The organism is Streptomyces humidus, assembly GCF_014649655.1.
Lineage (GTDB): Bacteria > Actinomycetota > Actinomycetes > Streptomycetales > Streptomycetaceae > Streptomyces > Streptomyces humidus.
The window spans coordinates 45,793-61,613 of sequence record NZ_BMTL01000021.1 but is presented as its reverse complement, the minus strand read 5'-3'; the positions used below and the strand labels follow the sequence as shown (position 1 = coordinate 61,613).

14 protein-coding genes are annotated in these 15,821 nt (G+C 71.5%); 7 read left to right on the top strand and 7 right to left on the bottom strand.

Going from position 1 to position 15,821, the window contains the following annotated elements:
* Window positions 1-88 precede the first annotated feature (88 nt).
* The 3 genes from IE239_RS24045 to IE239_RS24035 all read left to right on the top strand — a co-directional run bounded on the left by IE239_RS24045 (window position 89) and on the right by IE239_RS24035 (window position 2,482).
* A complete protein-coding gene (locus IE239_RS24045) occupies window positions 89-1,111 on the top strand; it encodes a WxL protein peptidoglycan domain-containing protein (RefSeq protein WP_190151455.1) in 1,023 nt (340 codons plus the stop codon).
* Between the two features lie 62 nt (window positions 1,112-1,173).
* Window positions 1,174-1,659, top strand: coding sequence for a leucine zipper domain-containing protein (locus IE239_RS43305; RefSeq protein WP_350817818.1), 486 nt, complete (start codon window positions 1,174-1,176; stop codon window positions 1,657-1,659).
* 22 nt (window positions 1,660-1,681) lie between these two features.
* Window positions 1,682-2,482 (top strand): hypothetical protein, encoded by an 801-nt coding sequence (locus tag IE239_RS24035; protein WP_190151453.1) that lies wholly within the window; start codon window positions 1,682-1,684, stop codon window positions 2,480-2,482.
* A gap of 73 nt (window positions 2,483-2,555) precedes the next feature.
* On the opposite strand, the gene IE239_RS24030 is transcribed toward IE239_RS24035, so the two are convergent.
* Complete coding sequence (locus IE239_RS24030; RefSeq protein WP_190151452.1) at window positions 2,556-2,894, bottom strand: P-II family nitrogen regulator; 339 nt, start codon at window positions 2,892-2,894, stop codon at window positions 2,556-2,558.
* Window positions 2,891-4,201, bottom strand: coding sequence for an ammonium transporter (locus tag IE239_RS24025; RefSeq protein WP_190151451.1), 1,311 nt, complete (start codon window positions 4,199-4,201; stop codon window positions 2,891-2,893). The genes IE239_RS24030 and IE239_RS24025 overlap by 4 nt, the downstream gene beginning before the upstream one ends.
* Window positions 4,202-4,373: 172 nt before the next feature.
* Between IE239_RS24025 and era the strand changes: the two genes are divergently transcribed.
* Entirely contained in the window at window positions 4,374-5,327 is a 954-nt protein-coding gene (era, locus tag IE239_RS24020; protein WP_190151450.1) for a GTPase Era, read from the top strand.
* A gap of 107 nt (window positions 5,328-5,434) precedes the next feature.
* Here era and IE239_RS24015 read toward each other — a convergent pair whose 3' ends face one another.
* From IE239_RS24015 to IE239_RS23995, 5 genes are all read right to left on the bottom strand, one after another.
* Window positions 5,435-6,091, bottom strand: coding sequence for a hypothetical protein (locus IE239_RS24015; protein ID WP_190151449.1), 657 nt, complete (start codon window positions 6,089-6,091; stop codon window positions 5,435-5,437).
* 398 nt (window positions 6,092-6,489) lie between these two features.
* Window positions 6,490-7,749 carry an MFS transporter gene (locus tag IE239_RS24010; protein WP_190151448.1) on the bottom strand — a complete coding sequence of 420 codons (1,260 nt, stop codon included), beginning with the start codon at window positions 7,747-7,749 and terminating at the stop codon, window positions 6,490-6,492.
* A complete protein-coding gene (locus IE239_RS24005; protein WP_190151447.1) occupies window positions 7,746-9,083 on the bottom strand; it encodes a GH1 family beta-glucosidase in 1,338 nt (445 codons plus the stop codon). Before IE239_RS24005 ends, IE239_RS24010 begins: the two co-directional genes overlap by 4 nt.
* A gap of 82 nt (window positions 9,084-9,165) precedes the next feature.
* Window positions 9,166-9,432: a protealysin inhibitor emfourin gene (locus IE239_RS24000; RefSeq protein WP_190151446.1), complete on the bottom strand. Its 267-nt coding sequence runs from the start codon at window positions 9,430-9,432 to the stop codon at window positions 9,166-9,168.
* A gap of 21 nt (window positions 9,433-9,453) precedes the next feature.
* Window positions 9,454-10,524 carry a M4 family metallopeptidase gene (locus IE239_RS23995; RefSeq protein ID WP_190151445.1) on the bottom strand — a complete coding sequence of 357 codons (1,071 nt, stop codon included), beginning with the start codon at window positions 10,522-10,524 and terminating at the stop codon, window positions 9,454-9,456.
* Between the two features lie 378 nt (window positions 10,525-10,902).
* On the opposite strand from IE239_RS23995, the gene leuA reads away from it, so the two are divergent.
* From leuA to IE239_RS23980, 3 genes are all read left to right on the top strand, one after another.
* Window positions 10,903-12,624 carry a 2-isopropylmalate synthase gene (gene leuA / locus IE239_RS23990; RefSeq protein WP_190151444.1) on the top strand — a complete coding sequence of 574 codons (1,722 nt, stop codon included), beginning with the start codon at window positions 10,903-10,905 and terminating at the stop codon, window positions 12,622-12,624.
* Between the two features lie 183 nt (window positions 12,625-12,807).
* Window positions 12,808-13,503, top strand: a complete 696-nt coding sequence (locus IE239_RS23985; RefSeq protein ID WP_190151443.1) for a tellurite resistance TerB family protein — start codon at window positions 12,808-12,810, stop codon at window positions 13,501-13,503.
* Window positions 13,504-13,726: 223 nt separating this feature from the next.
* On the top strand, window positions 13,727-15,784 hold the full coding sequence (locus IE239_RS23980; RefSeq protein ID WP_190151442.1) for an MMPL family transporter: 2,058 nt from the start codon (window positions 13,727-13,729) through the stop codon (window positions 15,782-15,784).
* Window positions 15,785-15,821: the final 37 nt, after the last annotated feature.

Below are 15,821 nucleotides of genomic sequence, written 5' to 3'. Positions count from 1 at the left end.
CCACCGGTGGCCGGGCGCCCGCCCCACAGGGGTCCGCACCCGCCCGTCCACCCAGCCGTCGCAGCCCGTCCGTGGGGGGTCCGCACCCATGCGCAAGCCGTACGTCCTCCTCCTCGCCTTCCTGCCTTTCCTGTCGTTCCTGCTCGGTCCGCTGTCCGCCGCGCCCGCCCGGGCCGCCGACAACGGCAGCTGGTCCGTCTACCCCGTCTCCTCGGCCGTCGCCGCGCGGCCGTACTTCTACCTCTCCGCCGACCCCGGGCGAACGATCGAGGACAAGGTCGTCGTCGCCAACAAGACGGACCGGCCCCTGACGTTCCGGCTGTACGCCGCCGACGCCTACAACACCGCGCGTGACGGCGGGTTCGCCGTGAGGTCGCTGGGCGAGCGGATGCGGGGCGTGGGCGCGTGGGCGAAGCTACCGCGCGACCGGGTCACCGTCCCCGGCCGCGGGACCGTCACCGTGCCGTTCACCCTCGAGGTGCCCGAGGGCGCCGAACCCGGCGACCATCCGGGAGCGATCGTCGCCCTCGACGAACGGGTCGACGACGGCGGCGGCTCCCTGGCGCTCGGCGTGCAGCGGGCGGTCGGCGCCCGCGTCTACCTCCAGGTCGGCGGGCCCACCCTGCCGGCCCTCGCCGTCGAGAACGTGCACATCGGCCACCACCAGCCCCTGGTCCCCGGCCTCGGCGACAGCACGGCGACGATCTCCTACACGCTGCACAACACGGGCAACGTCACCCTGGAACCGAAGGTGCGGCTGACGGCGAGCGGCCTGTTCGGCCGCACCCTCCTCACCCGCGACCTGAAGAAGATCCCCTCCCAGCTGCTGCCGGGCCAGCGCGTCCGCCTCACCGAGCGCTGGGCCGACGCCCCCCAGCTCGACCGGGCGGACGTCACCCTGACGGCGAGCGCCATCAGGACGTCGGAGTCGGCGACGGTGTCCTTCCTGGCTGTGCCGTGGCCGGCGGTGGGGACGGTGGCGGCGGTGATCGCAGCAGGAGTGTGGCTCCTGATCAGACGCCGGCGAGGGCGCCCCGAAGGGACGCGGGGAACTGCGCGACCGGCCCCCACGGACCCGCGGCCGAAACTCAGCCGAACCGCCGGAGGCTAGGTGTATTGATCACGAGCGCTGTTGACGCAGGTCGGACTTGATCGTGACGAAGGCCCCCGTGTGTGGTGGAGGTGTCGAATCTTCACCGCACGGAGGCCTTCGTGTCCCACCGTGATGCCCGGCTGACCGTTCACGGCAGGCGGCTGCTCGTCGAGCGTGTGTCCGCTCCGGCCGTCCCGTCGCCCATGTCGCCGCCGAGAGGGGCATCTCCCGTCCCACAGCCCAGGTGGATCAGGCGCCGGCGGTCCGAGGGCGAGAGCGGACTCAACGACCGTTCCAGCCGCCCCCGCAGGACACCGCACCGGACCGAGCCGCCACCGAGGCGCGTGTCCGCAGGCTGCGGCAGGACCGCGAACTCGGCCCGGCACGCATCGGACCGAGGAAGGTGGCGCGTCGACCAACTGCCCTTCACCGCCGACGCGTTGCTGTGTCACGGCTTGGCTACGCCGGTGTTCCGAAGGGAAGACGGGCGTGACCTGAGGGCTTTGGACGAGATCATAGTGATCACAGAGCGGGAGGCGGTGAGAACGCCGCTGGCTCCCTGCTGACCCGCCCCGGAAGGAACCCCCCGTGAAGAACCGTCACCTGCGCAAGGCCGGCCTCACCGCCGCCGCGATCAGCGCCGCGCTGCTGATGACCGCATGTCAGAACGGCGCCGACGACAGTTCGTCCGGCGAGAGTCCGGCGGCCAAGGCGAGCCCGGTGGACGCCACGAAGAAGGCGTCGGACTCCAAGAACTCCAAGGGTGTCAGCGGGTCGTTCAAGAACGGTGAGGTCAGTTACCTCGCTCCGGGCAAGTACATCGTGTCCGTGCCGGGCAGGGACGACCAGCAGTTCTGGGTCGCCGAGGACACCGAGGTCTACGGGGCCGGCGCGATATGCGGCGATGCAGGCTCCAAGGTGGACGCGCCGTGCACACTCGACCAGTTGGAGTCGGCCCTCAAGAAGGGTTCCGTGAAGGCCGACGTGGAGATGAAGGACGGCGTCGCGACCCTGGTGACCGAGCGCCGCGCCGCACAGCAGGACTCCGACTCCAACTCCGACAGTGGTTCCGGCTCCCGTGAGACCGTCGTCGAGGGCATCGACAAGGGCAAGGGCGTCAACGGAACCTGGTTCGGGAACGTCTCCTACCTGGCGCCGGGCAAGTACACCGTGTCCGACATGAAGGGCACCGAGCAGCAGTTCCTCGTAGCCGACGACACCAAGATCATGGGCTACGACGACATCTGCGACGCCGTGAACACCGGGCCGGGCGGCGAGGGCGGCGTCGAGTGCACCGAGGCCCAGTTGGAGGCGGCCGCCAAGAAGGGCTTCTCCGCCGAGGTCAAGATCAGCAACGGCATCGCGACCACCATCACCGACGACCACTGAGCCGCGGGGCGGCCGGTACACGCGCCGGCCGCACCGGACCTCCGGGTGACGAGCGTTGCGGGCTGTCGCGGCGCTAGAGCGCGTCCGGTCCCCGCTCGCCCGTCCGTACCCGCACGACCGTCTCGACCGGCACCGCCCACACCTTGCCGTCGCCGATCTTGCCGGTGTGCGCGGCGCGCACGATCGCGTCGATCACGGTCTCGGATTCGGCGTCCTCGACGACGACCTCGATACGGACCTTGGGCACGAGGTCGACCTGGTACTCGGCGCCCCGGTACACCTCGGTGTGCCCGCGCTGCCGGCCGTAGCCGCTGGCCTCGGTCACGGTCAGACCGTGCACGCCGAGCTCCTGAAGGGCCGTCTTGACCTCGTCGAGGCGGTAGGGCTTGACGATCGCGGTGATGAGCTTCATGCCTGGGGCTTGACCTTCTGGTGGGAGAGGACGGAGTGCGCGGAGACCGGGGCGCCATGGCCCAGGACGCCGTGATCGTATGCCGTCTCGGCGTGCACCGTAAGGTCCAGGCCGGTGTGCTCGTGGTCCTCGTCCGCCCGCAGTCCGATCACCTTGTCGAGCAGCTTGCCGATGCAGAACGTCACACCGAAGGCGTACACCGCCACGACGGCCACCGCGGCCAGCTGCCTGCCGAGCTGCGCGAGCCCGCCGCCGGACAGCAGGCCCTGCGGGCCGCCGGTCATGGTGTTCACCGCGAAGACGCCGATCAGAAGGGTGCCGATGACCCCGCCGACCAGGTGCACGCCGACCACGTCGAGGGAGTCGTCGTAGTTCAGCTTGAACTTCCAGCCCACGGCGTACGAGCAGACGACGCCGGCGGCCAGGCCCACGGCCAGCGCGCCGAGCAGCGAGACGGAGCCGCAGGACGGGGTGATCGCCACCAGGCCCGCCACCGCTCCCGAGGCCGCGCCCAGCGTCGTCGGGTGGCCGTCGCGCTTCTGCTCGACGAAGAGCCAGCCCAGCAGACCGGTGCAGCCGGCGGCGAGGGTGTTGAGGAAGGCGGCGGCCGCCAGCCCGTTCGCACCGAGGGCGGAGCCCGCGTTGAAGCCGAACCAGCCGAACCAGAGCAGGCCCGCGCCCAGCATCACCATGGGCAGGTTGTGCGGACGCATCGCGTCCTTCTTGAAGCCCAGACGCGGGCCGAGGACCAGGCACAGCGCCAGACCGGAGGCGCCGGAGGTGATCTCGACCGGGAGGCCGCCGGCGAAGTCCAGCGCGCCGAGCCGGTCCAGGATCCAGCCGCCGGGGCCCCAGACCCAGTGGGCGACGGGGACGTATACGAGGAGCGCCCAGACCGGCACGAAGACCAGCCACGCCCCGAATTTCGCCCGGTCCGCGATCGCGCCGCTGATCAGGGCGGCCGTGATGATCGCGAAGGTGAGCTGGAAGGTGGCGAACAGCAGGGTCGGAACGGTGCCGTGGACGCTGTCGGGGCCCAGGCCCGCCATACCGGCGTGGTCCAGCCCGCCGATCAGTCCGCCCGCGACGTCGTCGCCGAAGGCGAGGGAGTAGCCGCCCGCCAGCCACACGACGGTGACCAGCGCGATCGACACGAAGCTCATCATGAGCATGTTGAGGACGCTCTTCGTGCGGACCATGCCGCCGTAGAAGAGGGCCAGACCCGGGGTCATCAGCAGGACGAGGGCGGTGGCGGCGAGCAGCCAGGCGGTGTCGCCGGTGTTCGCGTGGGCGGCGGCCAGAGTCACGGGATCTCCAACGATGCGGGGGCTCGTCAGAGGTTCACCGCCCCGCGTTTCCGGTTGCGCACGGATGTGTTTCCGTGACGTTTCATTGCGTGGAGGTTTCCGGGATCTCACCGGAGAGGGCCCTGCCGCTCGTGTGTACGGCGGGGCTTCGTGAATCAGGGAGAATGGGGCCATGAGCGTTCGCAACCTGTCATCCGAGCAGTCGGCCGAGTCCGCCCACCGTGCCGGCTTCGCCTGCTTCGTGGGCCGCCCCAACGCGGGCAAGTCCACCCTCACGAACGCTCTGGTCGGAAAGAAGGTGGCGATCACCTCGAACCGTCCGCAGACCACCCGGCACACGGTCCGGGGCATCGTGCACCGCCCCGACGCCCAGCTGATCCTGGTGGACACGCCGGGGCTGCACAAGCCGCGCACGCTGCTCGGCGAGCGGCTGAACGACGTGGTGCGCGCCACCTGGGCCGAGGTCGACGTCATCGGCTTCTGTCTGCCGGCCAACGAGAAGCTCGGTCCGGGCGACCGGTTCATCGCCAAGGAGCTGGCCGGGATCAAGCGCACGCCGAAGATCGCGGTCGTCACCAAGACGGACCTCGTGGACTCCCAGACGCTCGCCGAACAGCTCATCGCCATCGACCAGCTCGGCAAGGAGCTGGGCATCGAGTGGGCGCAGATCGTGCCGGTCTCGGCGGTCGCCGGCGAGCAGGTCGAGCTGCTCGCCGATCTGCTCATCCCGATGATGCCGGACAGCCCGCCGCTGTACCCCGAGGGCGACCTGACGGACGAGCCCGAGCAGGTGATGGTCGCCGAGCTGATCCGCGAGGCGGCGCTGGAGGGCGTCCGCGACGAGCTGCCGCACTCCATCGCCGTCGTCGTCGAGGAGATGCTGCCGCGTGAGGACCGGCCCGCCGACAAGCCGCTGCTGGACATCCACGCCAACATCTACATCGAGCGGCCCAGCCAGAAGGGCATCATCATCGGCCCCAAGGGCAAGCGCCTGAAGGACGTCGGCATCAAGTCCCGCAAACAGATCGAGGCCCTGCTCGGCACCCCGGTCTTCCTGGACCTGCACGTGAAGGTCGCCAAGGACTGGCAGCGCGACCCGAAGCAGTTGCGCAAGCTCGGGTTCTAGCCGCGCCGGCCGGCGCTCGTCACGACGAGCTCGCCGTCCGCCACGAAGCGACCGTGCTGGTCGCAGCCGTCAACGAGCGGCTGTGACCAGCACGTTCACCGCACGTCCTAGACGCGGCGCAGCCGGAGCAGGAGCTGGCAGCCACCGGAGCGGCCGTCGGCGTCGATGCCGACCGTCACCGGGGCGCCGGCGAACGCCGACTGGTACTGGCCCGCCGGGAGGGCGTTGACGCACTGGCCGCCGTCGCCGTCGGCGTAGAACTGGACGTCGAGGACGACGTCGGAGCGGCCCGAGACGGTGAAGGCGAGGTTGCACCAGCCGGCCCGGTTGTCGGTGTCGATCCGGACGCTGGGACCGAAGGTGCGGAACCTCTGGATCGGCATCTGGTAGGTGCCCGGGTTTCCGCACTGGCCGGCGTCGCCGCCGGGGCTGGCCTGGAAGCGGTAGCTGAGGGACAGGCCCGCGAGGGTGTCGTCCGGGTCGTAGATGCCGAAGGCCAGCTGGCAGCCGCCCGAGCGGTTGTCGGTGTCGATGCGGATCGGCCGGGTGAAGTCCGGGTTGGAACTCCACTGCTGACCGGTCGTTCCACCGCACTGACCGGCGTCGCCGTCGGGGTTGAACTGGATGCCGATCTCCGCCGGGGCGGTGCGCAGGGTGGACTCCGTGGCGTGTGCCGTCGTGCCGGTCAGGCCGGCGATCAGGGCACCGGCGGCCAGCAGGCCGGAGAGTGCTCTCAGGCGTCCGCTCGGGCGTAACTTCCTCATGTCGTCCCCTCCCAGGGCGTGCGTCAGGGCGCGGACCGGTTGTGGCAACCCTCCGCGCGCAGATCATGCAGTCGTGCATCTTCTGTGAAGATCCTGTGCAGCGAGGGTAGGGGCTCGAGCCGTGCGGCGCACCGGCTGGAACGGGCCATTCCATCGGACCCCGCTGTGGGACGGGCCTCCCCGCAGCCGGCGGATCCGTCGGCTGGACGACGCACCCGCAGGTCAGAGCGGCTCGGCGAAGCGGGCCCGGCACGCCGACGCCGTGACCGTGTTCGTCCGGCACGGACCGCCGGGGCCGTGGCGGCGACAGCCGTCTGCCGGACGGGCTCTGCCCGACGGCCCCCGGCCGCCACGGGCGGACCCGGGGAGAAGGAGCTGCGCACGCCTTGACGGGCCGGCTAATCCACCCCTTTGATCCGCCCCACCAGCACCGCCCCCGCCAGTCCGATCACGGCGGCCACCAGGTACAGCATCCGGTAGCCGCCCAGGTACGTCACGATCGGCGCGGCGAGGGCGGGGGCCGCGACCTGGGGGAGGGAGTTGGCCACGTTGATGACGCCGAGGTCCTTGCCGCGGTCCCCGGCCGTCGGCAGCACGTCCGTCATCAGCGCGAAGTCGACCGAGGTGAACACGCCGAAGCCGACGCCCAGGAGCGCCGCCGCGACGATCGCGCCCGGCCAGGTCTGCCAGGTCGCCAGTCCCGCCGTCGCCACCGCCATCAGCACGCCGGACCAGATCACGAACGGCTTGCGGCGCCCCGCCCGGTCCGACCAGACGCCGCCGACGACGACCGTGGCCAGCAGCGTCAGCCCGTTCACCGCCGTCAGGATCAGCACGCCCTGCTCGGGGTCGGCGTGGTGCAGGCGGTCACGCAGGTAGTACAGGAGGTACAGCAGCACCAGCGCGTTGCTCAGGTTCATCAGGAAGCGGGTCAGCCAGGCCCAGCCCAGGTCGGGGTAGCGGCGCGGGCTCAGCCAGAAGCCGGCCGCGAAGCCCCGCCAGGACCAGGCCGGCCGGTCCGCCTCCGCCAGCCGCAGGTCCTCGTACCGCACCACGTACGGCAGGACGCCGACGAGCGTGAACACCGCGCACGCCGCGTACCCGGCCCCGACGCCTCCGGCGACCGTCGCGAGCCCGGTGCCGCCGACCACGCCCAGGATCTGCGCGGCCCCCAGCCAGCCGCCCACCGAGCCCCGTTGGAGCCGGGGCACCTGGTCGGGGACGGCCGCCGTCACCGCCGCGAAGGCCGCGTTCAGGGTCAGCTGGACCAGGCACCAGCCCAGCGCCATCGTCCAGAGGCCGCCCGCGCCGGCGAGCAGCAGCAGCGACAGCGCGCCGCCCGCCGCCCCGGCCACGATCCACGGCGTGCGCCGGCCCCGGCGCGACGTCGTACGGTCCGACAGGGCGCCGAAGAGCGGGTTGGCGGCCAGCGAGACCACCGCGCCGACGCCCGTCACCCAGGCCAGCATCGTCTCCTTCGACATGCCCGAGCCGGGCGCGAAGTCCCCGGCCTGGGAGGCCAGCAGGATCTGCAGCGGGCCGTACCAGCCCACCCAGATCGCACCGTTGGCCAGCGACAGGGCCGACGTCCAGCCCCCGCCGACCCGTTCGACGGGCTCGGCCAGCGCGGCCGCCGGGACGCTGTCCGCCGTCGTCATCCCCGCGCCCGGGCTCTCTGCGCCCGCAGCTCGTTCCGCAGCCAGGCGTACGACGCCTTCGGGGTGCGGGTCTGCGTCGCGAAGTCGACGTGAACCAGGCCGAAGCGGCGCGCGTACCCCTCCGCCCACTCGAAGTTGTCCAGCAAGGACCACACGAAGTAGCCGCGCACGTCGACGCCCGCCTCCAGCGCCCGGTGCAGGGCGCGCAGATGGCCGTCCAGGTAGGCGATGCGGGCCTGGTCGTCGAGGCCCTCGTAGGAGCAGCCGTTCTCGGTGATGACGACCGGCGGAAGACGGTCGCCGTAGCGGTCCCTGAAGGTCGTCAGCAGCTCGGTCAGGCCCTCGGGGACGACCGGCCAGCCGAAGTCCGTCACCGGCACGCCCTCGATCTCCCGTACGGAGAAGGGGAGTTCCGCCGGCATGGTGATCCCGCCGAACTCGATCTCCGTACCCTGCGGCGCACCCACCCTGGTGGGGGCGTAGTAGTTGATCCCGTACCAGTCGAGGGGCTCGGAGATCACCTTCAGGTCGGCGCTCACGTCGCCCGGCATCAGCTCGCCGAGGCCCTGCGGGTACTCGCCCAGCAGCAGGGGTTCGGCGAACAGACGGTTCAGCAGGACGTCGTAGAACGCCGCCGCCTCCAGGTCGGCCGGCTCCTGGGACGCCGGCCAGGTCGGGCCGTGGGAGTTGGCGATGCCGATGTCGCCCGCGCCGGCCGCGCGCAGGGCCTGGACGGCCAGCCCGTGGGCCAGGAGCTGGTGGTGGGCGACCGGCAGCGCGTCGAAGAGCAGCTGCTTGCCCGGGGCGTGGGTGCCGAGCGCGTGGCCGAGCAGGGTGTGCTCGGCGGGCTCGTTCAGGGTGATCCACTTCTTGACGCGGTCGCCCAGCCGGCCCACGACCGCCGAGGCGTACTCCGCGAAACGGGACGCCGTGTCCCGCTTCAGCCAGTCCAGGTCCGCCGGGAGGTCCCAGTGGAAGAGGGTGGGGACGGGACGCACGCCCGCGCTCAGCAGCTCGTCCACGAGACGGTCGTAGAAGTCCAGGCCGCCGGGGGAGTTCACCCTCGGCCAGGAGACCGAGAAGCGGTACGCGTCCACGCCGAGCCCCGACAGGAGCGCCACGTCCTCCGCGTGACGGTGGTAGTGGTCACAGGCCACGGCGGCCGTCGAGCCGTCCTTGACCCTTCCCGGCTCGGCGGTGAACGCGTCCCAGACGGACGGCTCGCGCTCGTCCGCCGCGCCTTCGATCTGGTGGGCGGAGGTGGACACGCCCCAGAGGAAGTCCGCCGGGAACGGGGGGATCGGGTGGGCCGCGGCACGCGGATCGTTCGCCATGGGCGGGATCATCCTTACCGCTGGGTAAGGAAGTCAACGCCCCGGCGTGAAACGGCAGTTCGGACGGGATGTCAGAGACCGCTCACGCCCCTTCCTTCAGCACCCGAGAGATCAGCGTCCGCTGCTCCGCGGTGAGCCGGGGATCGGCCGCGTAGACCCGCTCCCCGTCCACCGTGATCTCGTAGCTGAACCCGTCCGGAACCCCCGACGGGCGCGCGCCCCGGCCGCCGGCCACCGCCCGCTCGGCCAGGGCGTGCCACTCGTCGGCGTCGGGCCGTCCCGCCGTGTCCACCTCGGCCCGCCGCTCGATGCCCGCGAACCCGCCCGTGCGCCTCACCTGAATACGCATGGGTCTCTGTGTAGTACGGAACTACAGGATCCGCACCCCGACCTGCTCCCAGGCCTTCTTCACGGCCTGCGACTCGTCGCCGCCGTCGCCGAAGCGTTCGCGCGCGGCCTTCACGGTGAGCCCCGCGAAGTCGGTGAAGAAGGCCTTCTCCTGGAGCTCGCCCCCGGTCAGCACGTCGTACCAGATCTGCCCCGCCTTCTCCCAGGCGTGGCCGCCGAGGGCGGTGGCGAACAGGTAGAACGCGTGGTTGGGGATGCCGGAGTTGATGTGGACGCCGCCGTTGTCGCGGCCGGTGCGGACGTAGTCGTCCATCGTCGAGGGCTGCGGGTCCTTGCCGAGGACGTCGTCGTCGTACGCGGTGCCCGGGGCCTTCATCGAGCGCAGGGCGGCGCCGGTGACGCCCGGGGCGAGCAGGCCCGCGCCGATCAGCCAGTCGGCCTCGGCGGCGGTCTGGCCGAGCGAGTACTGCTTGATGAGCGAGCCGAACACGTCGGACATCGACTCGTTGAGCGCGCCCGGCTGGCCGTAGTAGGTCAGGTTGGCCGTGTACTGCGTGACGCCGTGGGTGAGCTCGTGCCCGATCACGTCGACGGAGTTGGTGAAGTCGACGAAGATCTCGCCGTCGCCGTCGCCGAACACCATCTGCTCGCCGTTCCAGAAGGCGTTGTTGTAGCCCTCGTCGTAGTGGACGCTGGCGTCCAGGGGCAGGCCGTCGCCGTCGATGGAGTGGCGCTGGTAGGCCTTGAGGTAGAGGTCGAAGGTGGCGCCGAGACCGGAGTAGGCGCGGTTGACGGTCGCGTCCCGGCCGGGGTCCTGGCCCTCGGAGCGGACCTTGGCGCCGGGCAGATCGGTGCCGTGCGCGCAGTCGTAGATCGTCCGCAGCGGCTGGTCGGACGGCGCTTTCGCCGCCGGTGCGGCGGCCAGGCGGAACTCGGTGGTCACCCGGCGGCGGGCTCGCAGCTCGCTGTCGCGCAGCAGTGTGCGCCGGGCGGGACCGGAGAGTGCGGGGTCGTCGTTGCGCGCCAGCCGGTCGAGGACGTGCGGCGGTACGACGGTGCAGAAGACGGGCTCGGAGCCCCCGTGAGTCGTCATGTCCGGCACCCTTGCACTGCGTTATCTCCCTGTCACTACAGGCAACCATGATCGGTGAAAAACGGTGACAAACACGGCAGATCTCTGGCGCGGAGTGGTATGGCCGGAGTGAGACAGTGCACGTTTCACCCCTTTTTTCTCCGTTTTATCGGTTTTCTCTGTGATCGCTCCCCGTGGTCCCGCATACTGATACGGACCCGCGCGACCAGACCGGCTCGGCTAGGCTGCGGAGCACTATGCGTTTCGGGCTGCTTCTCCTTAGCTGCCGCGGCGAGGGCCTGTAATCGAGGCCGACCCCCTCCCCGCGGTGCTTGGTGTTGCGCGTCGGCCGTCCTTCCGTCCGGACATTCTCCGGTCACCCCGAGGAGCCCACGCCCCATGGCGAACCGCCAGCAGCCCAGCCAGATGCCGATCCACAAGTACGGGCAGTACGACCAGGTCGACATCCCCGACCGCACCTGGCCGAACAACCGGATCACCGCCGCCCCCCGCTGGCTCTCCACCGACCTGCGCGACGGCAACCAGGCCCTGATCGACCCCATGTCGCCCGAGCGCAAGCGCCGGATGTTCGACCAGCTGGTCAAGATGGGCTACAAGGAGATCGAGGTCGGCTTCCCCGCCTCCGGCCAGACCGACTTCGACTTCGTGCGCTCGATCATCGAGGAAGAGGGCGCGATCCCTGACGACGTCACCATCTCCGTACTGACCCAGGCCCGTGAGGACCTGATCGAGCGGACCGTGGAGTCCCTGAAGGGCGCCAGGCGGGCGACCGTCCACCTGTACAACGCCACGGCCCCCGTCTTCCGCCGCGTGGTCTTCCGCGGCTCCCGGGACGACATCAAGCAGATCGCCGTCGACGGCACCCGCCTGGTGATGGAGTACGCCGAGAAACTGCTGGGCCCGGAAACGGAGTTCGGCTACCAGTACAGCCCCGAGATCTTCACCGACACCGAGCTGGACTTCGCCCTGGAGGTCTGCGAGGCGGTGATGGACGTCTACCAGCCCGGTCCGGGCCGCGAGATCATCCTGAACCTGCCGGCGACCGTCGAGCGCTCCACGCCCTCCACCCACGCCGACCGCTTCGAGTGGATGAGCCGCAACCTCTCGCGCCGCGAGTACGTCTGCGTCTCGGTCCACCCGCACAACGACCGCGGCACCGCCGTCGCCGCCGCCGAGCTGGCGCTGATGGCCGGCGCCGACCGCGTCGAGGGCTGCCTGTTCGGGCAGGGCGAGCGCACCGGCAACGTCGACCTGGTCACCCTGGGCATGAACCTGTTCTCCCAGGGCGTCGACCCGCAGATCGACTTCTCCGACATCGACGAGATCCGTCGCACGTGGGAGTACTGCAACCAGATGGAGGTCCACCCGCGCCACCCGTACGTGGGCGACCTGGTCTACACGTCCTTCTCCGGCTCCCACCAGGACGCCATCAAGAAGGGCTTCGACGCCATGGAGGCCGACGCGGCCGCCAAGGGCGTCACCGTCGACGACATCGAGTGGGCCGTCCCGTACCTGCCGATCGACCCGAAGGACGTCGGCCGCTCCTACGAGGCCGTCATCCGCGTCAACTCGCAGTCCGGCAAGGGCGGCATCGCCTACGTCCTGAAGAACGACCACAAGCTGGACCTGCCGCGCCGGATGCAGATCGAGTTCTCGAAGATCATCCAGGCCAAGACGGACGCCGAGGGCGGCGAGGTCACCGGCGGCGCCATCTGGTCGGTCTTCCAGGACGAGTACCTGCCGAACCCCGAGAACCCCTGGGGCCGTATCCAGGTCAGGAACGGCCAGTCGACCACCGACACCGACGGCGTGGACACCCTCAAGGTCGAAGCCACCGTCGACGGCGAGGACACCGTCCTGACCGGCACCGGCAACGGTCCGATCTCGGCCTTCTTCGACGCCCTGCAGTCCGTCGGCGTCGACGTACGGCTGCTGGACTACCAGGAGCACACGATGAGCGAGGGCGCCTCGGCGCAGGCCGCCTCCTACATCGAGTGCGCGATCGGCGACAAGGTCCTGTGGGGCATCGGCATCGACGCGAACACGACGCGTGCGTCGCTGAAGGCGGTCGTCTCGGCCGTCAACCGCGCGACGCGCTGACCACCCTGACCGGCGGTTCAGGGGCCCCGCTCGTCCAGTGCGACGAGCGGGGCCCCGCTGTTTTCGGCCACTGCGCCGTGGAGGTCACGGAAAGGTCTCGTCCTAGGTGCTGACTACACCTCTCCCCTGTGGCTAACATCACGCAGACGTGGCGATGTTGCCACGGGGTTACGGAGGTGCGACGTGCTGCCAGAACGGGGACGAGACGGCCGTGTCACCAGGCGTGCCCACATCCTGGGCACCCGCACCGCGTGGACGCCCGTCGGCGACGGCGAGTTCTTCTGCCCGTGCTGCGGCGGGGACCGCAACTACCTGCGGCTGACCGGACAGCGCCGCTTCACCTTCCTCGGGGTGCCGCTCCTGCCGCGGGGCGAGACCGGCCCGGTCGTCGAGTGCGCCGCCTGCCGCCGTCACTTCGGCACCGACGTCCTCGACCACCCCACCACCGTGCGCTTCTCGGCGATGCTGCGCGACGCCGTCCACACCGTCGCCCTCGCCGTCCTGTCCGCCGGCGGCGCCTGCTCCCGCACGTCCCTGGAGACCGCGGCGGGCGCGGTGCGCGCGGCCGGCTTCACCGACTGCACCGAGGAACAGCTCGCCGCCCTCGTCGACGCCCTCGCCTCCGACACCGGCCGCAACTACGGCGAGTCCTACGGCCCCGGCCTCGCCATAGAGCTGCACGAGGCCCTCGATCCGCTCGCCGCCCACCTCGCCCCGGCCGGCCGTGAGTCGATCCTGCTGCAGGGCGCCCGCATCGCCCTCGCCGACGGCCCGTACACCCCGGCCGAGCGGGAGGCCCTCGCGACGGTGGGCGCGGCCCTGACGATCTGCGCGGACGACGTGACCCGCCTCCTGGCCGCCGCGGGAACGCCGTCCTGACCCCTCCCGCCCCTCCCGCGCGCCGGGCACCGGCCGCACCCCCGGGTGTGATCCCTGTGCCCCCGTATCCCCGTACCTCCGTACTCCCCGGGGAGTAACCCCGCCGTCCGGCCACCCCCGGCAGTACCCCCGAACTCGCCCTCACGCCCGACGAAGCGCCCCCCGTGCGCCGGGAGTCTGGAGAACGCATCCGGACGACCGCGACGAAGGGAGGGCCCGTCTCATGGGGGCCGGGAAAAGGAAGAGCATCCCCTGGGTGGTGCTCGCGCTGTGGGTGGGCGTGCTCGCGCTCGCCTCGCCGTTCGCCGCGCAGCTCGGCGACGTGCAGCACGATCGCGTCACCGACTACCTGCCGGCGAGCGCCGACTCCACCAAGGCCGCCGAGCTGCAGGAACGACTGCCCGGCGGCGAGAGCACCGAACTGGTGCTCGTGTACCACCGCGACGGCGGACTGACCGCCGCCGACCGCACGACGGCGCACGCGCAGGTCGCCCGCGTCGCCGGCGCCCACGCCCTCACCGGGACCCCACGGGGGATCCCCTCCGCCGACGGCGCCACCCTCATGTACCCGCTCGCCACCGACGAGCCCGGCGCCGACGAGGAGAAGCGGGACGCGTTCGTCGACGACGTACGCCGAGTCGCCCACGGCGAGGGCGCGTTGACGGTCCAGGTGGGCGGCACGGGAGCGCTCGCCACCGACGCGGGCGAGGTCTACCAGTCCCTCGGCGGACCGCTGCTCTACACCACCGTCGGCGTCGTCGCCCTGCTGCTGATCCTCATCTACCGCAGCCCGGTGCTGTGGCTGGTGCCGCTCGTCGTGGCCGGCGTCGCCGACTTCCTCTCCATGGCCGTCGCCTACGGCCTCCACCAGGCGTTCGGCACATCGGTGTCCGGACAGAGCTCGGGCATCATGACCGTCCTCGTCTTCGGCGCGGGCACCGACTACGCCCTGCTCCTCGTCTCCCGCTACCGCGAGGAGCTGCGGCGCTTCGAGCGGCCCCACGACGCGATGCTCGCCGCGCTGCGCGGCTGCGGACCCGCCGTGCTGGCCTCCTCCGGAACCGTCGCCGCCGGACTGCTGTGCCTGCTCGCCGCCGACCTCAACTCCAGCCGGGGCATGGGACCGCTGGGCGCCGCCGGGGTGCTGTGCGCACTCGCGGCGATGCTGACGCTGCTGCCCGCCGTCCTCGTCCTCCTGGGCAGGCGGGTGTTCTGGCCGCTGGTGCCCGCGCACGGCAGCACACCCGCGGACCGCCGGTCGCTGTTCGCCGCGATGGGCGCCTCCGCCGGACGCCGTCCGCGGACCGTCCTGGCGGCCGGCGCCGTCCTGCTCGGTGCGCTCGCCCTGGGCACGCTGAACCTGCCCGGCGCGCTCAGGCAGCAGGACGCCTTCGTCGACCGGCCCGACTCGGTCGCCGCCATGGCGACCCTCGCCGAGGCCTTCCCCCGGCAGTCCGCCCAGCCCATCGACGTCCTGACCCCGGCCGGCCGGGCCGACGCCGCACTCGCCGCGGCCCGCGACACGGACGGCGTCGCCGACGCCCGCACCGGCCGTACCGGGGGCGGCTGGACGGAGATCGCGGTGACCGCCGCCGCGCCTCCGCAGTCCGCGGCCGAGACGGCCACCGTCCGGGCGCTGCGCGAGCGGCTCCCCGGCTCCTACGTGGGCGGTCCCAGCGCCCAGCAGCTCGACCTGGCCGACACCGACGCCCGCGACCGGCTGGTCGTCGTCCCGATCGTCCTCGTCTCCGTCCTGCTGATCCTGGTCGCGCTGCTGCGCTCGCTCGTGGCGCCGCTGATGCTGGTCGCCGCCGTGGTCGCCGTGTGGGGCGCGGCGCTCGGCCTCGGCGGGCTCGTCTTCGGGCCGGTGTTCGGCTTCGGGGGCACGGACCCGGGGCTCGGACTGCTGTCCTTCGTGTTCCTGGTGGCCCTCGGCGTCGACTACGGCATCTTCCTGATGCACCGGATGCGCGAGGAGTCGCTGCGCGGCGCCGAACCCGTCGCCGCCGCCCTGACGGCGCTGCGCACGACCGGCGGGGTCATCGCCTCCGCCGGCCTCGTCCTGGCCGCGACCTTCGCCGTCCTGACGAACATGGGGCTCCTTCAGCTGGTCGAGCTGGGCTTCGTCATCGCGGTCGGCGTGCTGCTGGACACCTTCCTCGTCCGCACCTACCTGGTGACCAGCGCGAGCGTGGCGCTGGGCCGCAGGGTGTGGTGGCCGGGCCCGCTGGCGCGCGCGCCGGAGCCCGGACCCGGCGACCGTGTCCGGCAACCCGTATGAGGAGCCGGGCGCCCCTGCCTGCCGCAGGGGCGCCCGG

Bases quoted from the DNA above. Each gene is read 5' to 3' on its own strand.
- IE239_RS24045 (WP_190151455.1), top strand. From the start codon at position 89: ATGCGCAAGCCGTACGTCCTCCTCCTCGCCTTCCTGCCTTTCCTGTCG.
- IE239_RS24030 (WP_190151452.1), bottom strand. From the start codon at position 2,894: ATGAAGCTCATCACCGCGATCGTCAAGCCCTACCGCCTCGACGAGGTC.
- era (WP_190151450.1), top strand. From the start codon at position 4,374: ATGAGCGTTCGCAACCTGTCATCCGAGCAGTCGGCCGAGTCCGCCCAC.
- IE239_RS24015 (WP_190151449.1), bottom strand. From the start codon at position 6,091: ATGAGGAAGTTACGCCCGAGCGGACGCCTGAGAGCACTCTCCGGCCTG.
- IE239_RS24010 (WP_190151448.1), bottom strand. From the start codon at position 7,749: ATGACGACGGCGGACAGCGTCCCGGCGGCCGCGCTGGCCGAGCCCGTC.
- IE239_RS24005 (WP_190151447.1), bottom strand. From the start codon at position 9,083: ATGGCGAACGATCCGCGTGCCGCGGCCCACCCGATCCCCCCGTTCCCG.
- IE239_RS24000 (WP_190151446.1), bottom strand. From the start codon at position 9,432: ATGCGTATTCAGGTGAGGCGCACGGGCGGGTTCGCGGGCATCGAGCGG.
- IE239_RS23995 (WP_190151445.1), bottom strand. From the start codon at position 10,524: ATGACGACTCACGGGGGCTCCGAGCCCGTCTTCTGCACCGTCGTACCG.
- leuA (WP_190151444.1), top strand. From the start codon at position 10,903: ATGGCGAACCGCCAGCAGCCCAGCCAGATGCCGATCCACAAGTACGGG.
- IE239_RS23980 (WP_190151442.1), top strand. From the start codon at position 13,727: ATGGGGGCCGGGAAAAGGAAGAGCATCCCCTGGGTGGTGCTCGCGCTG.